This is a genomic window from Paenalcaligenes sp. Me131, from assembly GCF_050487225.1.
Lineage (GTDB): Bacteria > Pseudomonadota > Gammaproteobacteria > Burkholderiales > Burkholderiaceae_B > Paenalcaligenes.
Map to the genome: position 1 here is coordinate 1,622,657 of NZ_JBKQGY010000001.1, position 16,481 is coordinate 1,639,137.

A 16,481-nucleotide genomic window follows, 5' to 3' on the forward strand; every position below is an offset into this window, starting at 1 on the left:
AACAGCATGAATAAATGTATTTCTTTGGAATCGGCAATTGCGCAGATCCCTTCCGGCGCCAGCATTATGGTTGGTGGCTTTGGCAGCCCCGGCACCCCGTTTGCGTTGATTAATGAACTACTGCGTCAAGGGCAAACCAACCTGACCTTGATCAAAAACGATGCCAATGAAATGGGCTTAGGCATTAGCAAGCTCATCGAGGCAGGTCGAGTCCGTAAACTGATTGCTACGCACATTGGTTTAAACCGTAATGTGATCGAGCAAATGAATGCCGGTACCTTAGAGGTAGAGTTTTACCCTCAAGGCATTTTGGCAGAGAAAATTCGCACGGCAGGCGCTGGCAGTTATGGCTTTTTGTCCGATATTGGCCTGAACTCTGAGATCACCGCCCCCGACGATGTGTTGTCATGGAAAGGTGATCGCTACAAAGTAGAGATGGCCCTGCAAGCCGACTTTGCCTTAATACACGCTGCGCGTGCTGACCATGTGGGTAACCTGTCGTACCACGGCTCTGCCATCAACTTTAATCCGTTAATGGCTATGGCTGCAGAGCATGTGATTGCGGAAACCGCAAACTGCTGCCCACCCGGCGAACTGCCCCCTGCCGTTGTACAAACCCCCTGCGCGTTCATCAAGAATGTGGTGGTACTAGACGGCTTGTCTACTGAATACGGAGTGATAGCTCATCATGTCAAACACTGATCGCATCATCGCGCGCGCTGCCCGCGAAATTACTCCCGGCAGCATTGTGAACCTCGGCATTGGCTTACCTGCTCAAGTGGTGAACTACTTACCCGATAATTTGGAAGTATTGATTCACGCTGAAAACGGCATTCTGGGTGTAGGCCCACAACCAGCTGTGGATGACATTGATCCACAGATGATTGACTCAGCCGGTAACTACGTCACCACCTTAGCTGGCGGCAGTCACTTCGATAGCGCGGTGTCCTTTGCCATGATTAGACGTGGGAAGTTAGACCTCACCATGATTGGTGCGTTTGAAGTAGACCAACACGGTAACTTGGCCAACTGGAAAATTCCTGGCAAGTTCTCGCCCGGTATTGGTGGGGCCATGGAATTGGCCCAGAAAACCCCTCGCATCGTCGTGCTCAGCACGCACTGCGATAAATACGGTAATTCCAAAATTCTTAAAGAATGCCGTTTACCACTGACCGCCGAACGTTGCGTGTCACGCATCATCACTGATAAAGCCGTCATGGATGTCACGCCTGAGGGTTTACTGCTGGTTGAAAAAGCCTCTGATGTCACGCTGGACGAGCTCATCGCCATGACCGAAGCACCGCTCATTCTGTCTGAACACATCGCGGAATTCTAAGCGCAAAGGAATCAATGTGAGTCACAACACTACTTTTCCCGCTGTACGCGACATTACGGCGGCGGAGCAGCGCATCCTAAACAGTTGCGACAGCGTCTTTGAAGAGGTACTGGAATTCACCGAAAACATGGTGAGCCAGTACGGCGTACTGAACCACGAGCAAGGCGTTTTGGATGTGGTTGAGGACAGGCTGACACGTCTAGACCTCGCGCCACAACGTGTACACATGAAGCACCATGCCTTGTGCAGCCACCCACTGTACGCCCCTGTGGATTGGGATCACGACCATAAATACAACTTGGTCTCCCAACTCAACCCCGGTGCTGCCGGTAAATCGTTAGTGCTAAACGGTCACCTGGATGTGGTCAGCGCTGAACCTTCTGATATGTGGTCACGCCCCCCACATCAGCCGTGGCGTCATGAGGGCTGGCTGTATGGCCGTGGTGCAGGCGATATGCAATCCGGTGTAGCTGCCATGATCTATGCGGTACACGCCATACGACATGCAGGCTTTACGATCACCTCGCCGTTAACCATACAGGCCGTGGTAGAAGAAGAATGCTCTGGCAATGGCACACTGGCCTGCTTAAACCAAGGTTTTGGTGGTGACTTTGCGCTGATTCCTGAACCGTTTGGCGCACAGATTTACACGGGCCAAGTGGGTGTGCTGTGGTTCAAACTTACCGTCAAAGGTAAACCGGCACACGTGCTGGACACTTCTGCAGGGATCAATGCCATTGAAAAGCTGCAACGCTTGATTCCGTGGCTAAAAGGCTTAGAAGCGGAGCTAAACGAGCACCATAGACAAGCCCCTTACGACACGATGGCACAGCCCTTCAACTTGAACATAGGCAAGATGGAAGGCGGCAACTGGGCATCCAGCGTGCCTTCACATGCACAGCTAGAAGCCCGTATAGGTTTCCCGCCCGGCATGTCTGCCAATGAGATCATGCAAAAGGTGAGCGATTGCATTGAAGAGGCCGTCGCTAAAGACCCTGCTTTTGCAGACCAACGCCCTATTCTACGTTTCCATGGTTTCCGTTCTGAAGGCCACTTGGTAGACATGAAACACGATGGCATACGTGAGCTTTCTGCCGCACACCAAAGCCTGACACACGCTGAGCCAGGCCATTATTTGTCTACGTGTACAACTGACTTACGTGCTTTCCATTTCTACAGCCGCACCGCTGGCACCTGCTATGGCCCTGTCGCGCAAAACATTCATGGTGTGGATGAGTGCGTCAACATCGAATCCATACGTCAAACCCTTAAAACCTATGCACTGTTCATCAGCCGCTGGGGGCAGTTGGAGTCTCGTTCATGAAACCCGTATACCTGAGTTACTACAAACGCTCGGCCTTTAGTCGTGCCAATTCACGCAAACCTGAAATCGACAGCTTTGCCGAGCAACGTGCTGATGTCTTATTGGCCCATTTGATTGATCATTGCTTAGACGACAATGGTTTGAATAGCGATAGCGTAGACGACCTGAGCGTTGGGTGCGCCTTGGGCGTCAAAGAGCAATGGAGCTTCGGTGGACGTTACCCCCTGCTGTTAAGCCAGTTAGGTGACCAATGTGCCAGTCGTAGCATTGACCAACAGTGTGGTTCCGGTATCGCCGCCTTGCGCACCAGCGCGCTAAACATTGCGTCGGGTGCTGCGGACTTGGCGATAGCTGGCGGCTACGAGCACATGACGCGTATCCCCATGGGACCTAGCCTATTCCAAGAAGGAACACTCACCGTTCCACAACTCTCTGCCGCAATACAGAACAGCAAAGCCTATGACATGGCACACGCTATGAACATGGGACTCACCGCCGAAAACTTGGCTACTTTTGCCGGGATTAGCCGTGAGCAAATGGACCGCTTTGCTGTACGTTCCCATGAGCGTGCTGCCCAAGCACAAGCGGATAACTATCTGGCCGGAGAAATCATAGCGCTGCCTGCCGTGGAAAACGGTGAAGCAACGGTGCACCTCGACAGTTGCATACGTGCAGGCACCACGGCAGAAGCTCTGTCCGAGCTGAAAACCGTGTTCAAAGAAAATGGTGTGATTAGTGCGGGTAACAGCTCACCACTGACTACTGGTGCAGCTTTAGGTTTATTGGCCTCGGAATCTGCTGTACAGCAGTACAACCTCACACCTATGGCCCGTATTGTGGCGTGTGTAGACCGTGGTGTGCGCCCAGAAATGATGGGCCAAAGCGTAGTACCCGCCGTGCAGCGTTTGCTGCAACAAACCGGTTTCAGCGCGTCGGATATTGATTTCTGGGAAATCAACGAAGCCTTTAGCGTGGTGCCGCTGTATGCCATTCAATCGCTAGGCATTGATGCTGAACGCGTTAACGTGCATGGTGGTGCCTTGGCATTGGGCCACCCACTAGGCGCAACAGGCATACGCTTAGTCGGCACACTGGCACGCACATTGCATCAACAACAAGGTCGCTATGGCATTGCTGCTGCCTGCATAGGTGGCGGGCAAGGTATCGCCATGCTCATTGAGCGCGTCTGATAAGCCCGCACAGCCTAACGGGGGTACTGAGAGCCATACGTAGTTTTCACGTATACTCAAAAAGTTTTCCTTCGTTAGGCTAGGCTTTACCATGCGTCAACCTGCTACACATCAAACGCTGCAAATCACCGAAGACGGCAACTTGCTGGACATTGAATATCAATGGGTAGGAAGCCAAGACCCTCAAGCGCCACTGCTGGTCTTTTTACATGAAGGCTTAGGCAGCATTACGCACTGGTCTTTTTGGCCTGAAGAATTGGCCTCTTTCTTGGGCTGCCGTGGATTACTGTACTCACGCCCCGGCTATGGTCAAAGCACACCACGTAACCCTAACGAAGACTTACCCATCAACTACTTGCATCGTGAAGCGCAGCAGCGTTTGCCTGCCGTGCTGGCTGCGTTGGGTTTAGCTGACGAACGCCCTATTTTATTTGGTCACAGCGACGGCGGCTCGATTGCCCTTTTGAATGCGGCCATGGATAACAGTGCTGCACGAGCCATCATTTGTGTCGCGCCCCACATCAATGTAGAACCCTTTATGCACCACGGGTTAGAGCATTGCATCAACTGGTACGACAGCGGCGATCTGCGCCAACGACTGGCTCGTTACCATCAAGATGTAGATGGCACCTTCAAACCCTGGAGCCGTGCGTGGAGTAGCCCTTACTTCCAGAAGAACTGGAACATAGAAAGTGATGTCGCCAATATCCAATGCCCTACGCTACTGATACAAGGCGATGAGGATGAATACTCATCCTTACATCAGGTATATGGGGTGCAATGCTTGGTGCCTCATGCCGAGGCCATGGTGTTGGCGGGCGTCCGGCATAGTCCACACTTTGAACAACCGGAACGCCTCAAGAAGCGCTGCTTGCGCTTCTTACAAGAGCAGAACTTACTGGATTAAATCGTAGTGATTTATTCGAACGCGGCAGCGGCCCTGTTGAGCCGATCTGCCACGGCCAGCCATTCTGGCGTCGTCGGCAACTGCTCAATATAGAAGGCATCAAAACCTTGCTCATCCAACTCGCGTAGCAACGCATACAACGCGTGTGCAAAGTGTGCTGGTTGGCTAGGCAACTCTACCCACTGCAGTCCAGCCGCTAACGCTGCTGGTGCCTTCCCAAAGCCCAACAACCCTACTTTCTTAGGTGCTGTAGCCTCAGTTACTTTGGCGTGCAACGCTGCACGCGACAAGCTAAAGAGTGGCGTCGTTGGCGCATAGTGAGCCTTTAAGCTGCCCGACACGCGTGGTGCATGGTGCTTGGCCCCTATTTGTACCGAACGCCCTAGCGCTGCCTCTATTTGGGCCACGCTAATCCCACCAGGGCGCAAGACGGCTACTTCACCCGTCGTTGCAACACGCGATACATCCACAATGGTGGATTCAATCCCTACTTCGGCTGGGCCACCTTCCAAGATCATCTTGGGCTGCAATACACACCCTTTGAACTCTTGTTGTACGTGATACGCCTGTGTAGGTGAGATGCGTCCAAAACGGTTGGCCGACGGCGCCGCCACACCGCCCTGCCCACCTTTGCACTTGGCAAAGGCCGTCAATAAAGCTTGTGCTACCGGGTGCGATGGGCAGCGTACCCCTACGCTGTCCTGTCCACCGGTAATTTGCAGCGGTACATGATCTGCCTTAGGCAAAATCAAGGTTAATGGGCCTGGCCAGAAACACTCCACCAAGCGCCAACCTTCATCGGGAATTTGTTTGGCCCAGTAGTACAAATCAGCCCCGGGGGCGACGTGCACAATCACCGGGTGATTGCTAGGACGCCCCTTGGCCTCATAAATACTGGCCAGCGCTGCAAGATTTTCTGCATCTGCCCCTAAGCCGTAAACGGTCTCGGTAGGAAATGCGACTAGCTCGCCCGCATACAGCAATTCAGCAGCCTGCTGCACAGACTGCGCATCAGACGGGCTGATTACAGTCTCATGCATGGTACACAAAACCCAAAGGCAAGGCGGCTTGTGCCGCACGTTGTTGCGCTTCTTCCAGCGTGCTACCTACCACGTTGATATGGCCCATCTTGCGGCCTTTACGGGCTTCTGCTTTGCCATACAAATGCAAACATGCACCGGGCACCGCTAACACACCCGTCCAGTCTGGCTCACGGTATGTGCCTTGCTCGTCAAACCACAAATCACCCAACAAGTTCAACATCACGGAATAGCTGTGTGATGTCGCCGAACCCAGCGGCAAACCTGCCATCACACGTGCTTGTTGTGCAAACTGGCTAGTCACACACGCATCCATGGTGAAGTGGCCACTGTTATGGGGGCGTGGAGCAACCTCATTAGCGATCACCGAGCCGTCTTGCAGAATGAAAAACTCCACACAGAACACACCATAGTAACCCAAGGTTTGTGCAATTTTCGTTGCGGCAGCAATGGCCTCTTGGTACACCGGCAAGTTAGAAGATGCTGCTGTGGAAACCGCCAAGATACCGTCACGATGCTCGTTATGCGAAGGCACAAATGCCGCGACCTCACCGTTTAAAGATCGTGCCATCACCACAGAAATTTCATCTTTCAATGGCTGCAATGCTTCTAGCACACAGGGTACTTCGCCAAATTGGGCAAACGCATTCAGCGCCTCTTCTCGGCTGCTCACACGCGCTTGACCTTTACCGTCATAACCCAAGCGTGCGGCTTTCAAAATACCAGGGAACAATGCCGCATCGGCATTTTGTAAATCGGCTTTGCTGTGTATAGGCGCATAAGGCGCTACAGGCACACCCGCAGACACAATAAACGCTTTTTCAGCAATACGGTCTTGCACAACGGCCACAGCAGACGAAGAAGGCGTCACACGGCTGCTTTGTTCTAAGAACTGCAAGCTAGCTGCTGGTACGTTTTCAAATTCAGTCGTGATGGCTTTGCACTGTGCCGACAACGCACGCAAACCGTTTTCATCATCGTACGCGGCACGAATATGTTTGTCCGCTACAGCGCCCGCAGGGCTGTTGAGATCAGGATCCAACACAGCTACTTTGTAGCCCAAGCTTTGGGCCGCATGACAAAACATACGTCCCAATTGACCGCCACCAATCATACCTAGCCAGTCGCCAGGTTGGATCACGGCCTCGTTTGTAACCTTGTTCATATACTGCTCGTTTCGCTTAAAAATCAGGCTTGCTCAGGTGGAGGCACCTGCATATTACGTGCCACTTCAGTTTGGCGCGCACGGAATGCGTTTAACTTCACACGCAATGCATCGTCATACATCGCCAAGTTGGCCACCACATGCAAGGCGGCATTGGCTGCACCGGCTTCACCAATCGCAAAGGTTGCTACCGGTACGCCTTTAGGCATTTGTACGATAGACAATAGCGAGTCTTCGCCACGCAAGTAGCGTGATGGCACCGGTACACCATAGACAGGCACTTCAGTTAGGGCTGCCAACATACCTGGCAAATGCGCTGCACCACCCGCACCAGCAATAATGGCTTTCATGCCAGTTTCACTGGCTTTACGACCATACTCCACCATATCCAACGGCATACGGTGAGCCGATACCACTAGGGTTTCAAAGGCAATACCAAACTCTTCCAGAATGGCGGCTGCATTTTGCATTACCGGCCAATCGCTGGAAGACCCCATGACTACCCCTACTGTTACGGGTGCTACTGTGCTCATGTCCTTACTTACTCCGCGTATTACTTAGTCAATTTGTCCAAGGCTTCTTGGTACTTGGCTGCAGTGCGAGCAATCACATCAGCAGGCAAGCGTGGCGCTGGCGGTGTTTTATCCCAGTCTTGGGTTTCCAGCCAATCACGTACAAATTGTTTATCAAAGGACGCTGGGCTAGTACCAGGTTGGTAACTGCTCGCATCCCAGAAACGGGAAGAGTCTGGTGTCAGCACTTCATCCATCAAGTGCAATACACCGTCTTCATCCAGACCAAACTCAAATTTTGTGTCGGCAATGATAATGCCGCGCGTTGCTGCGTAAGCAGCGGCTTCTTTGTACAAACGCAATGTGATATCACGAATTTGCTCAGCCAACGACTGACCTACTTCTGCCACAACGTGGGAGAAGCTCACGTTTTCATCGTGAGAACCCATTTCTGCTTTTGCCGCAGGCGTAAAAATAGGCTCAGGCAACGGGCTAGCTTGTTGCAAACCTGCGGGCAAAGCAATGCCACAGATCGCACCTGTTTTTTGATATTCTTTCCAGCCCGAACCAATGATATAGCCGCGTGCTACGGCCTCTACCATGATAGGTTTTAAACGCTTTACCACTACCGCACGGTCTTTAACCTGAGCTTGCTCATCTGCAGCTACCACATCAATAGCACGTACAGTTGTAGAGTGATTAGGTACGATGTGCGCTAGCTTCTTCAGCCAAAACTCCGTCATGTTCGTCAGCACAGCCCCTTTACCGGGAATGGGATCATCCATGATCACATCAAAAGCTGACAATCTATCGGAAGCAACCACTAGAAGTTTATCGTCGCCCACCTCGTACATGTCACGCACTTTACCGCGTGCCAACAAAGGTAGGGATTTCAGAGTGGATTCGAAAAGCGCCTGTTGCACCATGTTTTCCTTAAAAAAGCGCCTTGCTGCGGGCAAGCAGCAAGTCAGAGGGACCTATACCCCGCAAACAAATCAGGCCATCCGTGGGATGGCCTGTATTAAGCCTTACTGTACCTTTTGGGCCAGTTCGCCCGAGGCATAACGGCGGGCAATTTCATCCAAGGCTATAGGTTTGATTTTGGATGCATTACCTGCAGTACCAAACTGCTCATAACGAGCCACACACACTGCTTTGGCAGCAGCACGTGCTGGTTTCAGGTATTCACGTGGATCAAACTTGTCTGGATACGTAAACAAGAAACGGCGGATCGCAGCAGTCATCGCCAAACGGATGTCAGTGTCGATATTTACTTTGCGTACACCGTATTTGATGGCTTCTTGAATTTCCGCTACGGGCACACCGTAGGTTTCTTTCATATCGCCACCGAATTCACGAATTTCGGCCAACAACTCTTGTGGCACGCTTGAACTACCGTGCATCACCAAGTGAGTGTTAGGCAAACGAGCGTGGATTTCTTTCACGCGCTGGATGGACAAGATATCGCCTGTAGGTTCGCGAGTGAACTTGTACGCACCGTGGCTAGTACCAATAGCAATCGCCAACGCATCCAACTGAGTGCGACGAACGAAGTCTGCCGCTTGCTCTGGGCTAGTCAGCAACTCGTCTAGGGTCAACACGCCATCAAAGCCGTGACCGTCTTCTTTGTCGCCTTGCATGGTTTCCAATGAACCCAAGCAACCCAACTCGCCTTCTACCGTAACGCCCAGCTTGTGAGCCATTTCTACAACGCGACGAGTCACGTCTACGTTGTATTCGTAGTCAGCAACCGTTTTACCGTCTTCTTCCAAAGAACCGTCCATCATCACGCTGCTAAAGCCCATCTCGATGGCGCCTTTACATACAGCGGGTGACTGGCCGTGATCTTGGTGCATCACCACAGGAATGTGCGGGTAGCTTTCAACGGCGGAACGAATCAAACCTTGCAGGAATTTTTCGCCTGCGTATTTGCGGGCACCTGCCGAAGCTTGCATGATAACGGGGCTATCAGTCTCAGCTGCCGCTTCCATGATTGCCTGGACCTGCTCCAGATTGTTCACGTTAAATGCGGGAATGCCGTAGCCATTTTCAGCCGCATGATCCAACAGCTGACGCATGGAAACCAAGGCCATGAAGATCTCCTGAGTACTTGAATAAAATAACTAAATCACCCGTAATTTTACGGGTGAAAACGAATTCTTGCTTGTTTTGCGTATTATTGTTTGGGCCTACGTGCCGATTTTGGGCGAAATGCCGACACTATGTGCTCATGTGTTTCCACATAAGGACCGCCAAGCAGATCAATGCAGTAAGGCACAGCCGCAAAAATACCGGGCACCACTATTTTACCCTGATCGTCCTTTAAGCCTTCCAGCGTTTCTTTAATCGCTTTGGGTTGACCAGGCAAATTCAAAATCAATGCCGCATGATCTGCCGTTTCGCGCAGTACGCCCACTTGGCGTGACAAGATCGCCGTAGGTACAAACTTCAAACTAATCTGGCGCATTTGCTCGCCAAACCCTGGCATTTCACGTGTAGCCACAGCCAACGTGGCTTCCGGCGTCACATCGCGGCGCGCAGGGCCTGTACCACCCGTGGTCAGCACCAAATCGCAGCCTAGCTCATCGACCAATTCTTTCAATGTGGCCGAGATTGTATCCGTGTCATCCGGCACTAAACGCGACACGCACTGCGCGGGCTGTATCAACGTTGCCTCTAACCATGACTCTAACGCAGGGATGCCCTCATCTTGATATTGGCCGCCAGAAGCCCTATCAGACACCGACACCAACCCCACCAACAATTCATCTGGATGCGTACGCTGTAATTTTTTCACAGGTCCCTCACAGTACAATGGAACAAACTATTCACTATGCCCAAAAAGCAGCCGTAGTGCAAACGCATAACCCACAGCCAACCTAGGAGTTTTTGCCATGTCAGACCAACCTCTTACTGGGATTTTATACGCAGGTGCCGGTGACATTGCAAAACGCTGTTATCAACAGCTTAAACAGATCTCCGTTTCGCAATGGGCCTTACGCCGTAACCCCAACCCTGCAGAAACAGGCATACCTGCTATTCAAGCCGACCTCACCCAAGCAGACAGCCTGCAACAGCTACCCATATGCAGCCATGTGCTGTACACCGCCACGCCTAGCGAACGCTCTGAAGCTGGGTATGCCGCCATTTACGACACCGGCCTCAATAATCTGTTAAACGCATTAGATCTTGATGCCTTACAACGCTTTGTGTTTGTCTCTTCTACGGCCGTCTATGGTGCTAGCGAATCATGGTTAGACGAACACAGCCCTACTCACCCTGAACAGTTCAACGGCATCGCCTTGGTAAAAGCTGAGCAGTTGCTGCGCGAGCGCTTGGGAGACAAACTGGTAGTGATTCGCTTTAGTGGCATTTATGGCCCAGAGCGTCTGCAATGGCTGCAACGCATACGTAAACCAGGTTGGGTAGTACCCACTTCACCCGGAAATTGGGCAAACCGTATCCATATTGATGACGTGGTGCAAGCGTGCAGTCTGCTGCTGCAGCACCCACAGCCAGAAGCCCTTTATGTGGGTACTGATGACACCCCGCTAGAACAAATAGACTTGTACGCTCCCTTGGCCGAATCGTTGGGTATCACGCCGCCACAGCGTAATGATCAGGCTCCTGCCCAAGGTAAGCGCTTTCGCAACCAACGTTTAAAACAGCTAGGCTGGACACCAAAATGGCCTGACACCCTAGCAGGTTATCAGGCCATTTTGAGCGCGTTATAACACCCAACTAGGTTGGCTATTTATTCAGCTGCGCGTTCCTGCAATACCGCTACGGCAGGCAAACTTTTACCTTCCAGGAATTCCAAGAAAGCACCACCGCCAGTAGAGATATAGCCAATCTTATCGGCCACATCAAACGCTGCAATTGCCGCCAAGGTGTCACCACCGCCAGCGATAGAGAAAGCATTTGAGTCTGCAATAGCTTGTGCCAACACGCGTGTGCCGCCTGCAAAATTCGGGAACTCAAACACGCCCACTGGGCCGTTCCACACAATCGTGCCTGCGTTACGCAAAATGCCAGCCAACTGTTGTGCTGTTTCAGGACCGATGTCCAGAATCAGATCATCGTCTGCCACATCCGTAGCAGCTTTCACGGTGGGCTCGGCATCAGTAGCAAAGCTTTTTGCACATACCACATCCACTGGAATAGGTACTTCAGCACCACGCTCTTTCATCACCGCGATGACTTGGCGCGCTTCTTCTATTTGGCTTTCTTCTACCAACGACTTGCCGACTTTCAAGCCTTTAGCCAACATGAATGTATTGGCAATACCGCCACCCACGATCAGTTGATCTACTTTGTTCGCCAAGGCCAACAAAATGGACAGCTTGGTAGAAACTTTGGCACCACCCACAATCGCCACCAAAGGACGAGCAGGGTCTGTCAATGTGCGACGCAATGCGTTCAACTCGGCTTCCAACAAAGGACCGGCACATGCGATAGGAGCGTAACGCGCCACACCTTCGGTAGAGGCTTGGGCACGATGCGCTGCGCCAAATGCATCATTCACGTAGATGTCGCACAGCGCTGCCATTTTTCGAGCCAGTGTTTCATCGTTGGCTTTTTCGCCTACATTGCAGCGGCAGTTTTCCAGCAGCACGATTTGACCGGGAGCAATATCTACCCCTTCGATCCAGTCGCGTTGCAACGGCACGGAAACACCCAACAACTCGCTCAAACGCTCAGCAATAGGAGTAAGCGTGTCGCGAGGCATTATTTCGCCTTCTTTGGGACGGCCTAAATGGCTCATCACCATAACGCCTGCGCCTGCTTCCAATGCCATGCGAATGGCTTCCAGCGATGCACGAATGCGTGTGTCTTCAGTAATCACACCGCCAGCCATAGGCACGTTCATATCAGAACGAATCAGCACGCGCTTGCCTGCCACTTGGCCTTCGGCCACCAGTTGGCTTAGTGTTTTAATCGTAGTAATCATGATTGCTTTATCCTAGGCACGACAAAGGCGGGGAACCCCCGCCTTTTTGAGCCGCTGTATTTATTTGGCGGTCATCATCGCATGAGCCGTATCCAGCATACGCACGGAGAAAGCCCATTCGTTGTCATACCATGCAGCAACTTTCACCAAGCTACCACCCGATACTTTAGTCAGCATAGAATCCACTGTGCTAGACGCAGTGCTGTGGTTGTAGTCGGTGGACACCAGCGGTTCGTCGCTGTAGTCCAGCACACCTTTCAATGCACCTTGGGAGGCTTTTTTCAGGATGCTGTTTACTTCTTCTACGCTAGTAGGACGAGCCGACATAAAGGTCAGATCAACCATGGACACGTTGATGGTAGGAACACGTACAGCGTAACCATCCAACTTACCGTTCAGCTCAGGCAATACCAAACCTACTGCTGCCGCTGCACCAGTTTTGGTTGGGATCATGCTCATGGTAGCTGCACGGGCACGGCGCAAATCTTTGTGCGCAACGTCGATCAGTACTTGGTCGTTTGTGAAGGCGTGAATAGTCGTCATCAAACCGTTCACAATCCCCAACTCTTGGTTCAAAGGCTGAGCCAATGGTGCCAAGCAGTTGGTGGTGCAAGAAGCGTTAGACACAACTGTGTCAGTGGCTTTCAGCACGTTGTGGTTCACACCGTACACGACCGTAGCGTCTACATCTTTGCCACCAGGTGCAGAGATTAACACTTTCTTAGCACCCGCTTGCAAATGCGCGCTTGCTGCTTCTTTGGTTGTGAAGCGACCTGTGCAATCCATGACCACGTCTACATTCAATTCGCCCCAAGGCAATTTAGTAGGATCACGCTCAGACAACAAACGAATACGATCACCGTTGATGACCAAATACTCTTTGCCTTCCAGCTCTACCTCGGCGTTGAAACGGCCATGTACCGTATCAAAGCGTGTGAGATGTCTAGCCACTTCGTCTTGGCCAGGAGCATTAATTGCTACGATTTCAATACCGTGTTTCTTACCGTACTCGTAGTGAGCACGCAGTGTCATACGGCCAATACGACCATAGCCATTGATAGCGACGCGAATCGTCATCTTGGATCTCCTAATTTACAGAATCTTTTCTACAGCTTCGACCAGCTTCTCAGTGGTCAGACCAAAGTGCTTGAACAGTACATCAGCCGGCGCAGACGCACCGTAGCTGTCTATACCTAGAACCGCACCATCTAGGCCTACATATTTGTGCCACAAGCCAGTGGAACCCGCTTCAATCGCCACACGGGGCATGCCAGCAGGTAACACGGCATCACGCCACGCTTTATCTTGTGCATCAAAGATATTGGTGCAAGGCATGGAAACCACGCGCACTGGAATACCTTTTTCTGCCAATTCAGTTTGCGCCTTCAACGCCAGTTCTACTTCAGAACCTGTAGCCATGATGATGGCACGTGCGTTAGCCGCATCACGCAATACATAACCACCGCGCGCAATCGCCGCAACAGTTTGGCTATCACGCTCAACGAAAGGTAGATTTTGACGGGACAACAGCAGCGCACTTGGGCCACCGTCTTTCACGTTCAAGCCTACGCTTGCTGGACGGCGCACGGATTCAATCCATGCCACAGCCGTTTCGGTGGTGTCGCAAGGACGCCATACGTGCAAGTTAGGAATCAAACGCAGGCTAGAAGCGTGCTCAATGGACTGGTGAGTAGGACCGTCTTCGCCCAAACCGATGGAGTCGTGTGTGAACACGTGCACCACGCGCTGTTTCATCAACGCGGCCATACGAATGGCATTACGGGAATAATCAGAGAATGTCAGGAAGGTACCGCCAAATGGCAGGTAACCACCGTGCAAGGCCATACCGTTCATCACAGCAGCCATACCGAACTCACGCACACCGTAGTTGATGTGACGACCGAACTGTACGCCGTCGTCGGTTGCACGCACAGGAGCAACGCCAGGCCAGTTAGTCAGGTTAGAACCGGTCAAATCAGCCGAACCACCCAGCATTTCAGGCAAGCCATCTACCAGACCTTCAATGGCCAATTGGGAGGCTTTACGTGTAGCAACGGTTTGTGCTGCCGCTTGGGTTTTGTTCAGTAGCTCTTGAGCCAACTCGTCGAAGTTAGCAGGCAATTCGCTGCGCAAACGACGGGCCAGTTCTTTAGCCAACTCTGGGTGTGCAGCTTGGTAGGCGGCAAAGCGTTGTTCCCACTCGGATTGAGCGGCAGCGCCTTTGCTGCGGCCATCCCAGTATTCATATACGTCTGCTGGAATTTCAAAGGCGGCATGAGGCCAGCCAATGGCTGCGCGTGTGGCAGCAATCTCTTCGTCACCAAATGGGGCGCCGTGAGATTTCTCGGAGCCAGCCAGTTTAGGTGAGCCTTTACCAATCACTGTCTTACAGCAAATGATGGTTGGGCCGTTACCTTCTTTCACGTAGGCTTTTGCTGTTTGTACGGCTTTTTCCAGTGCCTCAACGCTATGGCCATCCACGTTTTCTACAACGTTCCAGCCGTAACTGCGGAAGCGCTCTGGTGTGTTATCGCCAAACCAAGACTCCACTTTACCGTCAATGGAAATACCATTGTCGTCGTAGAACACGATCAGTTTGGACAGTTTTAATGTACCTGCCAACGAACATGCTTCGTGGGAAATACCTTCCATCAAGCAGCCGTCACCCACAAACGCGTAGGTATTGTGATCCACTACGTTGTGACCTGGGCGGTTGAATTCTTTTGCCAGCAAAGCCTCGGCCAATGCCATACCTACGGCGTTGGAAATACCTTGTCCCAATGGGCCGGTAGTAGTTTCCACACCCGCAGTCTCGCCCACTTCAGGGTGACCGGCGGTACGCGAATGCAACTGACGGAAATTACGCAGTTCTTCCATCGGCAGATCGTAGCCTGTCAAATGCAACAGGGCATAAATCAGCATAGAGCCGTGGCCGTTAGACAATACGAAGCGGTCACGATCAAACCATGCAGGATCAGCTGGATTATGTTTGAGGTGGCGTGTCCACAGCACTTCGGCAATTTCTGCCATCCCCATAGGCGCACCAGGGTGACCCGATTTAGCTTGTTGCACGGCATCCATCGCCAGTGCACGAATGGCATTCGCCATGGGCGATACGGAGGAAGAGGATAAGTCCATTGGAAACTCTTGAAGGGCAAAAGACACTGTGGCCCGCCCCATCATCAACAGGTAGTTATTAAAGCCATTCATTTTACCACCGCAATGCCCGCAGAACCGCCACCCAAGCACGACAGAGCTCGGTTATGCTGTAACAAGCATGACTCTTCAAACTCAGCCAAGCATATGAATCTGCCACGTTTTTTTTGTGAAATAGACCTGCAAACAGGCACTACCGTTGAACTTAGCACCGAGCTGGCCCACTATATGCTCCGTGTTTTACGTCTCAAAGACCAATCTAAGGTCTGGCTTTTTAATGGCCAAGGCGGACAATTTTTGGCATCTTTACAACATCAAGGTAAAGGTGTGCTGGCGCACTTGCTGGAATTTCAAGACCTTGAACGCGAGCTTCCACAACGCATCACCGTCGCCCAAGGTTTAGCCTCTGGCGACAAAATGGATTGGATTGCCGAAAAGTGCACTGAGATAGGCGTCACTGCCCTCGCCCCCATTGCAGCTCGCTACAGCGTTCTGCAATTACAGGGTGACAGACTGCAAAAGCGTATACAGCATTGGCAAAAAGTTGCCCGATCAGCCAGTGAGCAATGTGGCCGCAACCGTGTGATGCACGTATCCCCCCCACAACAACTGGCTGCTTTTCTACAATCACTCCCTAGCTCTGCCCACACTCGCGTGATTTTTTGCGACCCAGATGCCGAGCACGATTTGGACAGCGCCTTAGCAGGAGTGTCCGACTGGCCTGATGCGCATGTAGTATTTTTGATTGGCCCAGAAGGCGGGTGGTCAGAAGAAGAAAAGGCCCAAGCAATCGCTGCTGGGGCCTTATCTATGCGTTTCGGTACTCGTATTTTGCGCACCGAAACCGCTGCAATCGCATTGGTGTCAGCAGCCAGCGCCAGAATGGGCTGGCTGTAGTCA

Annotated in this window: 16 protein-coding genes; 7 read left to right on the forward strand and 9 right to left on the reverse strand. The window is 52.1% G+C overall.

Translation table 11 applies throughout. The features are described from left to right. The first annotated feature begins 6 nt into the window (after window positions 1–6). The 5 genes from ACLPHM_RS07940 to ACLPHM_RS07960 all read left to right on the forward strand — a co-directional run bounded on the left by ACLPHM_RS07940 (window position 7) and on the right by ACLPHM_RS07960 (window position 4,757). Window positions 7–702, forward strand: a complete 696-nt coding sequence (locus tag ACLPHM_RS07940; protein WP_430220682.1) for a CoA transferase subunit A — start codon at window positions 7–9, stop codon at window positions 700–702. After that, entirely contained in the window at window positions 689–1,336 is a 648-nt protein-coding gene (locus ACLPHM_RS07945) for a 3-oxoacid CoA-transferase subunit B (RefSeq protein WP_430220683.1), read from the forward strand. Before ACLPHM_RS07940 ends, ACLPHM_RS07945 begins: the two co-directional genes overlap by 14 nt. A gap of 16 nt (window positions 1,337–1,352) precedes the next feature. Further along, entirely contained in the window at window positions 1,353–2,660 is a 1,308-nt protein-coding gene (locus ACLPHM_RS07950) for an ArgE/DapE family deacylase (RefSeq protein WP_430220684.1), read from the forward strand. Beyond that, complete coding sequence (locus ACLPHM_RS07955; RefSeq protein WP_430220685.1) at window positions 2,657–3,850, forward strand: acetyl-CoA C-acyltransferase; 1,194 nt, start codon at window positions 2,657–2,659, stop codon at window positions 3,848–3,850. Before ACLPHM_RS07950 ends, ACLPHM_RS07955 begins: the two co-directional genes overlap by 4 nt. A gap of 91 nt (window positions 3,851–3,941) precedes the next feature. Beyond that, a complete protein-coding gene (locus tag ACLPHM_RS07960) occupies window positions 3,942–4,757 on the forward strand; it encodes an alpha/beta fold hydrolase (RefSeq protein ID WP_430220686.1) in 816 nt (271 codons plus the stop codon). A gap of 11 nt (window positions 4,758–4,768) precedes the next feature. Here the strand turns inward: ACLPHM_RS07960 and ACLPHM_RS07965 are convergent, their stop codons facing one another. The 6 genes from ACLPHM_RS07965 to mog all read right to left on the reverse strand — a co-directional run bounded on the left by ACLPHM_RS07965 (window position 4,769) and on the right by mog (window position 10,271). Next, the gene (locus ACLPHM_RS07965; RefSeq protein WP_430220687.1) at window positions 4,769–5,797 is read right to left on the reverse strand and encodes an L-threonylcarbamoyladenylate synthase; all 1,029 of its coding nucleotides are present in this window, start codon (window positions 5,795–5,797) and stop codon (window positions 4,769–4,771) included. Next, complete coding sequence (locus ACLPHM_RS07970; protein WP_430220688.1) at window positions 5,790–6,962, reverse strand: 5-(carboxyamino)imidazole ribonucleotide synthase; 1,173 nt, start codon at window positions 6,960–6,962, stop codon at window positions 5,790–5,792. The genes ACLPHM_RS07965 and ACLPHM_RS07970 overlap by 8 nt, the downstream gene beginning before the upstream one ends. 23 nt (window positions 6,963–6,985) lie before the next feature. Next, window positions 6,986–7,495: a 5-(carboxyamino)imidazole ribonucleotide mutase gene (gene purE / locus ACLPHM_RS07975; RefSeq protein WP_135861669.1), complete on the reverse strand. Its 510-nt coding sequence runs from the start codon at window positions 7,493–7,495 to the stop codon at window positions 6,986–6,988. 20 nt (window positions 7,496–7,515) lie between these two features. Next, window positions 7,516–8,397, reverse strand: coding sequence for a phosphoribosylaminoimidazolesuccinocarboxamide synthase (locus tag ACLPHM_RS07980; RefSeq protein ID WP_430220771.1), 882 nt, complete (start codon window positions 8,395–8,397; stop codon window positions 7,516–7,518). A gap of 105 nt (window positions 8,398–8,502) precedes the next feature. After that, window positions 8,503–9,567 carry a class II fructose-bisphosphate aldolase gene (fba, locus tag ACLPHM_RS07985; protein WP_135861670.1) on the reverse strand — a complete coding sequence of 355 codons (1,065 nt, stop codon included), beginning with the start codon at window positions 9,565–9,567 and terminating at the stop codon, window positions 8,503–8,505. 83 nt (window positions 9,568–9,650) lie between these two features. Continuing rightward, window positions 9,651–10,271: a molybdopterin adenylyltransferase gene (mog, locus tag ACLPHM_RS07990; RefSeq protein WP_430220689.1), complete on the reverse strand. Its 621-nt coding sequence runs from the start codon at window positions 10,269–10,271 to the stop codon at window positions 9,651–9,653. A 97-nt stretch (window positions 10,272–10,368) separates the two neighbouring features. Between mog and ACLPHM_RS07995 the strand changes: the two genes are divergently transcribed. After that, window positions 10,369–11,208, forward strand: coding sequence for an NAD-dependent epimerase/dehydratase family protein (locus ACLPHM_RS07995; protein WP_430220690.1), 840 nt, complete (start codon window positions 10,369–10,371; stop codon window positions 11,206–11,208). 20 nt (window positions 11,209–11,228) lie between these two features. Here the strand turns inward: ACLPHM_RS07995 and ACLPHM_RS08000 are convergent, their stop codons facing one another. Genes ACLPHM_RS08000 through tkt form a run of 3 tightly spaced genes read right to left on the reverse strand, consistent with a single transcriptional unit; the run spans window position 11,229 to window position 15,563 of the window. Beyond that, window positions 11,229–12,425: a phosphoglycerate kinase gene (locus tag ACLPHM_RS08000; protein ID WP_430220691.1), complete on the reverse strand. Its 1,197-nt coding sequence runs from the start codon at window positions 12,423–12,425 to the stop codon at window positions 11,229–11,231. A 60-nt stretch (window positions 12,426–12,485) separates the two neighbouring features. Continuing rightward, window positions 12,486–13,502, reverse strand: a complete 1,017-nt coding sequence (gene gap / locus ACLPHM_RS08005; protein WP_430220692.1) for a type I glyceraldehyde-3-phosphate dehydrogenase — start codon at window positions 13,500–13,502, stop codon at window positions 12,486–12,488. Window positions 13,503–13,517: 15 nt separating this feature from the next. After that, window positions 13,518–15,563 (reverse strand): transketolase, encoded by a 2,046-nt coding sequence (gene tkt / locus ACLPHM_RS08010; protein ID WP_430220772.1) that lies wholly within the window; start codon window positions 15,561–15,563, stop codon window positions 13,518–13,520. A 165-nt stretch (window positions 15,564–15,728) separates the two neighbouring features. On the opposite strand from tkt, the gene ACLPHM_RS08015 reads away from it, so the two are divergent. Next, window positions 15,729–16,478, forward strand: a complete 750-nt coding sequence (locus ACLPHM_RS08015) for a 16S rRNA (uracil(1498)-N(3))-methyltransferase (protein ID WP_430220693.1) — start codon at window positions 15,729–15,731, stop codon at window positions 16,476–16,478. Window positions 16,479–16,481 lie beyond the last annotated feature (3 nt).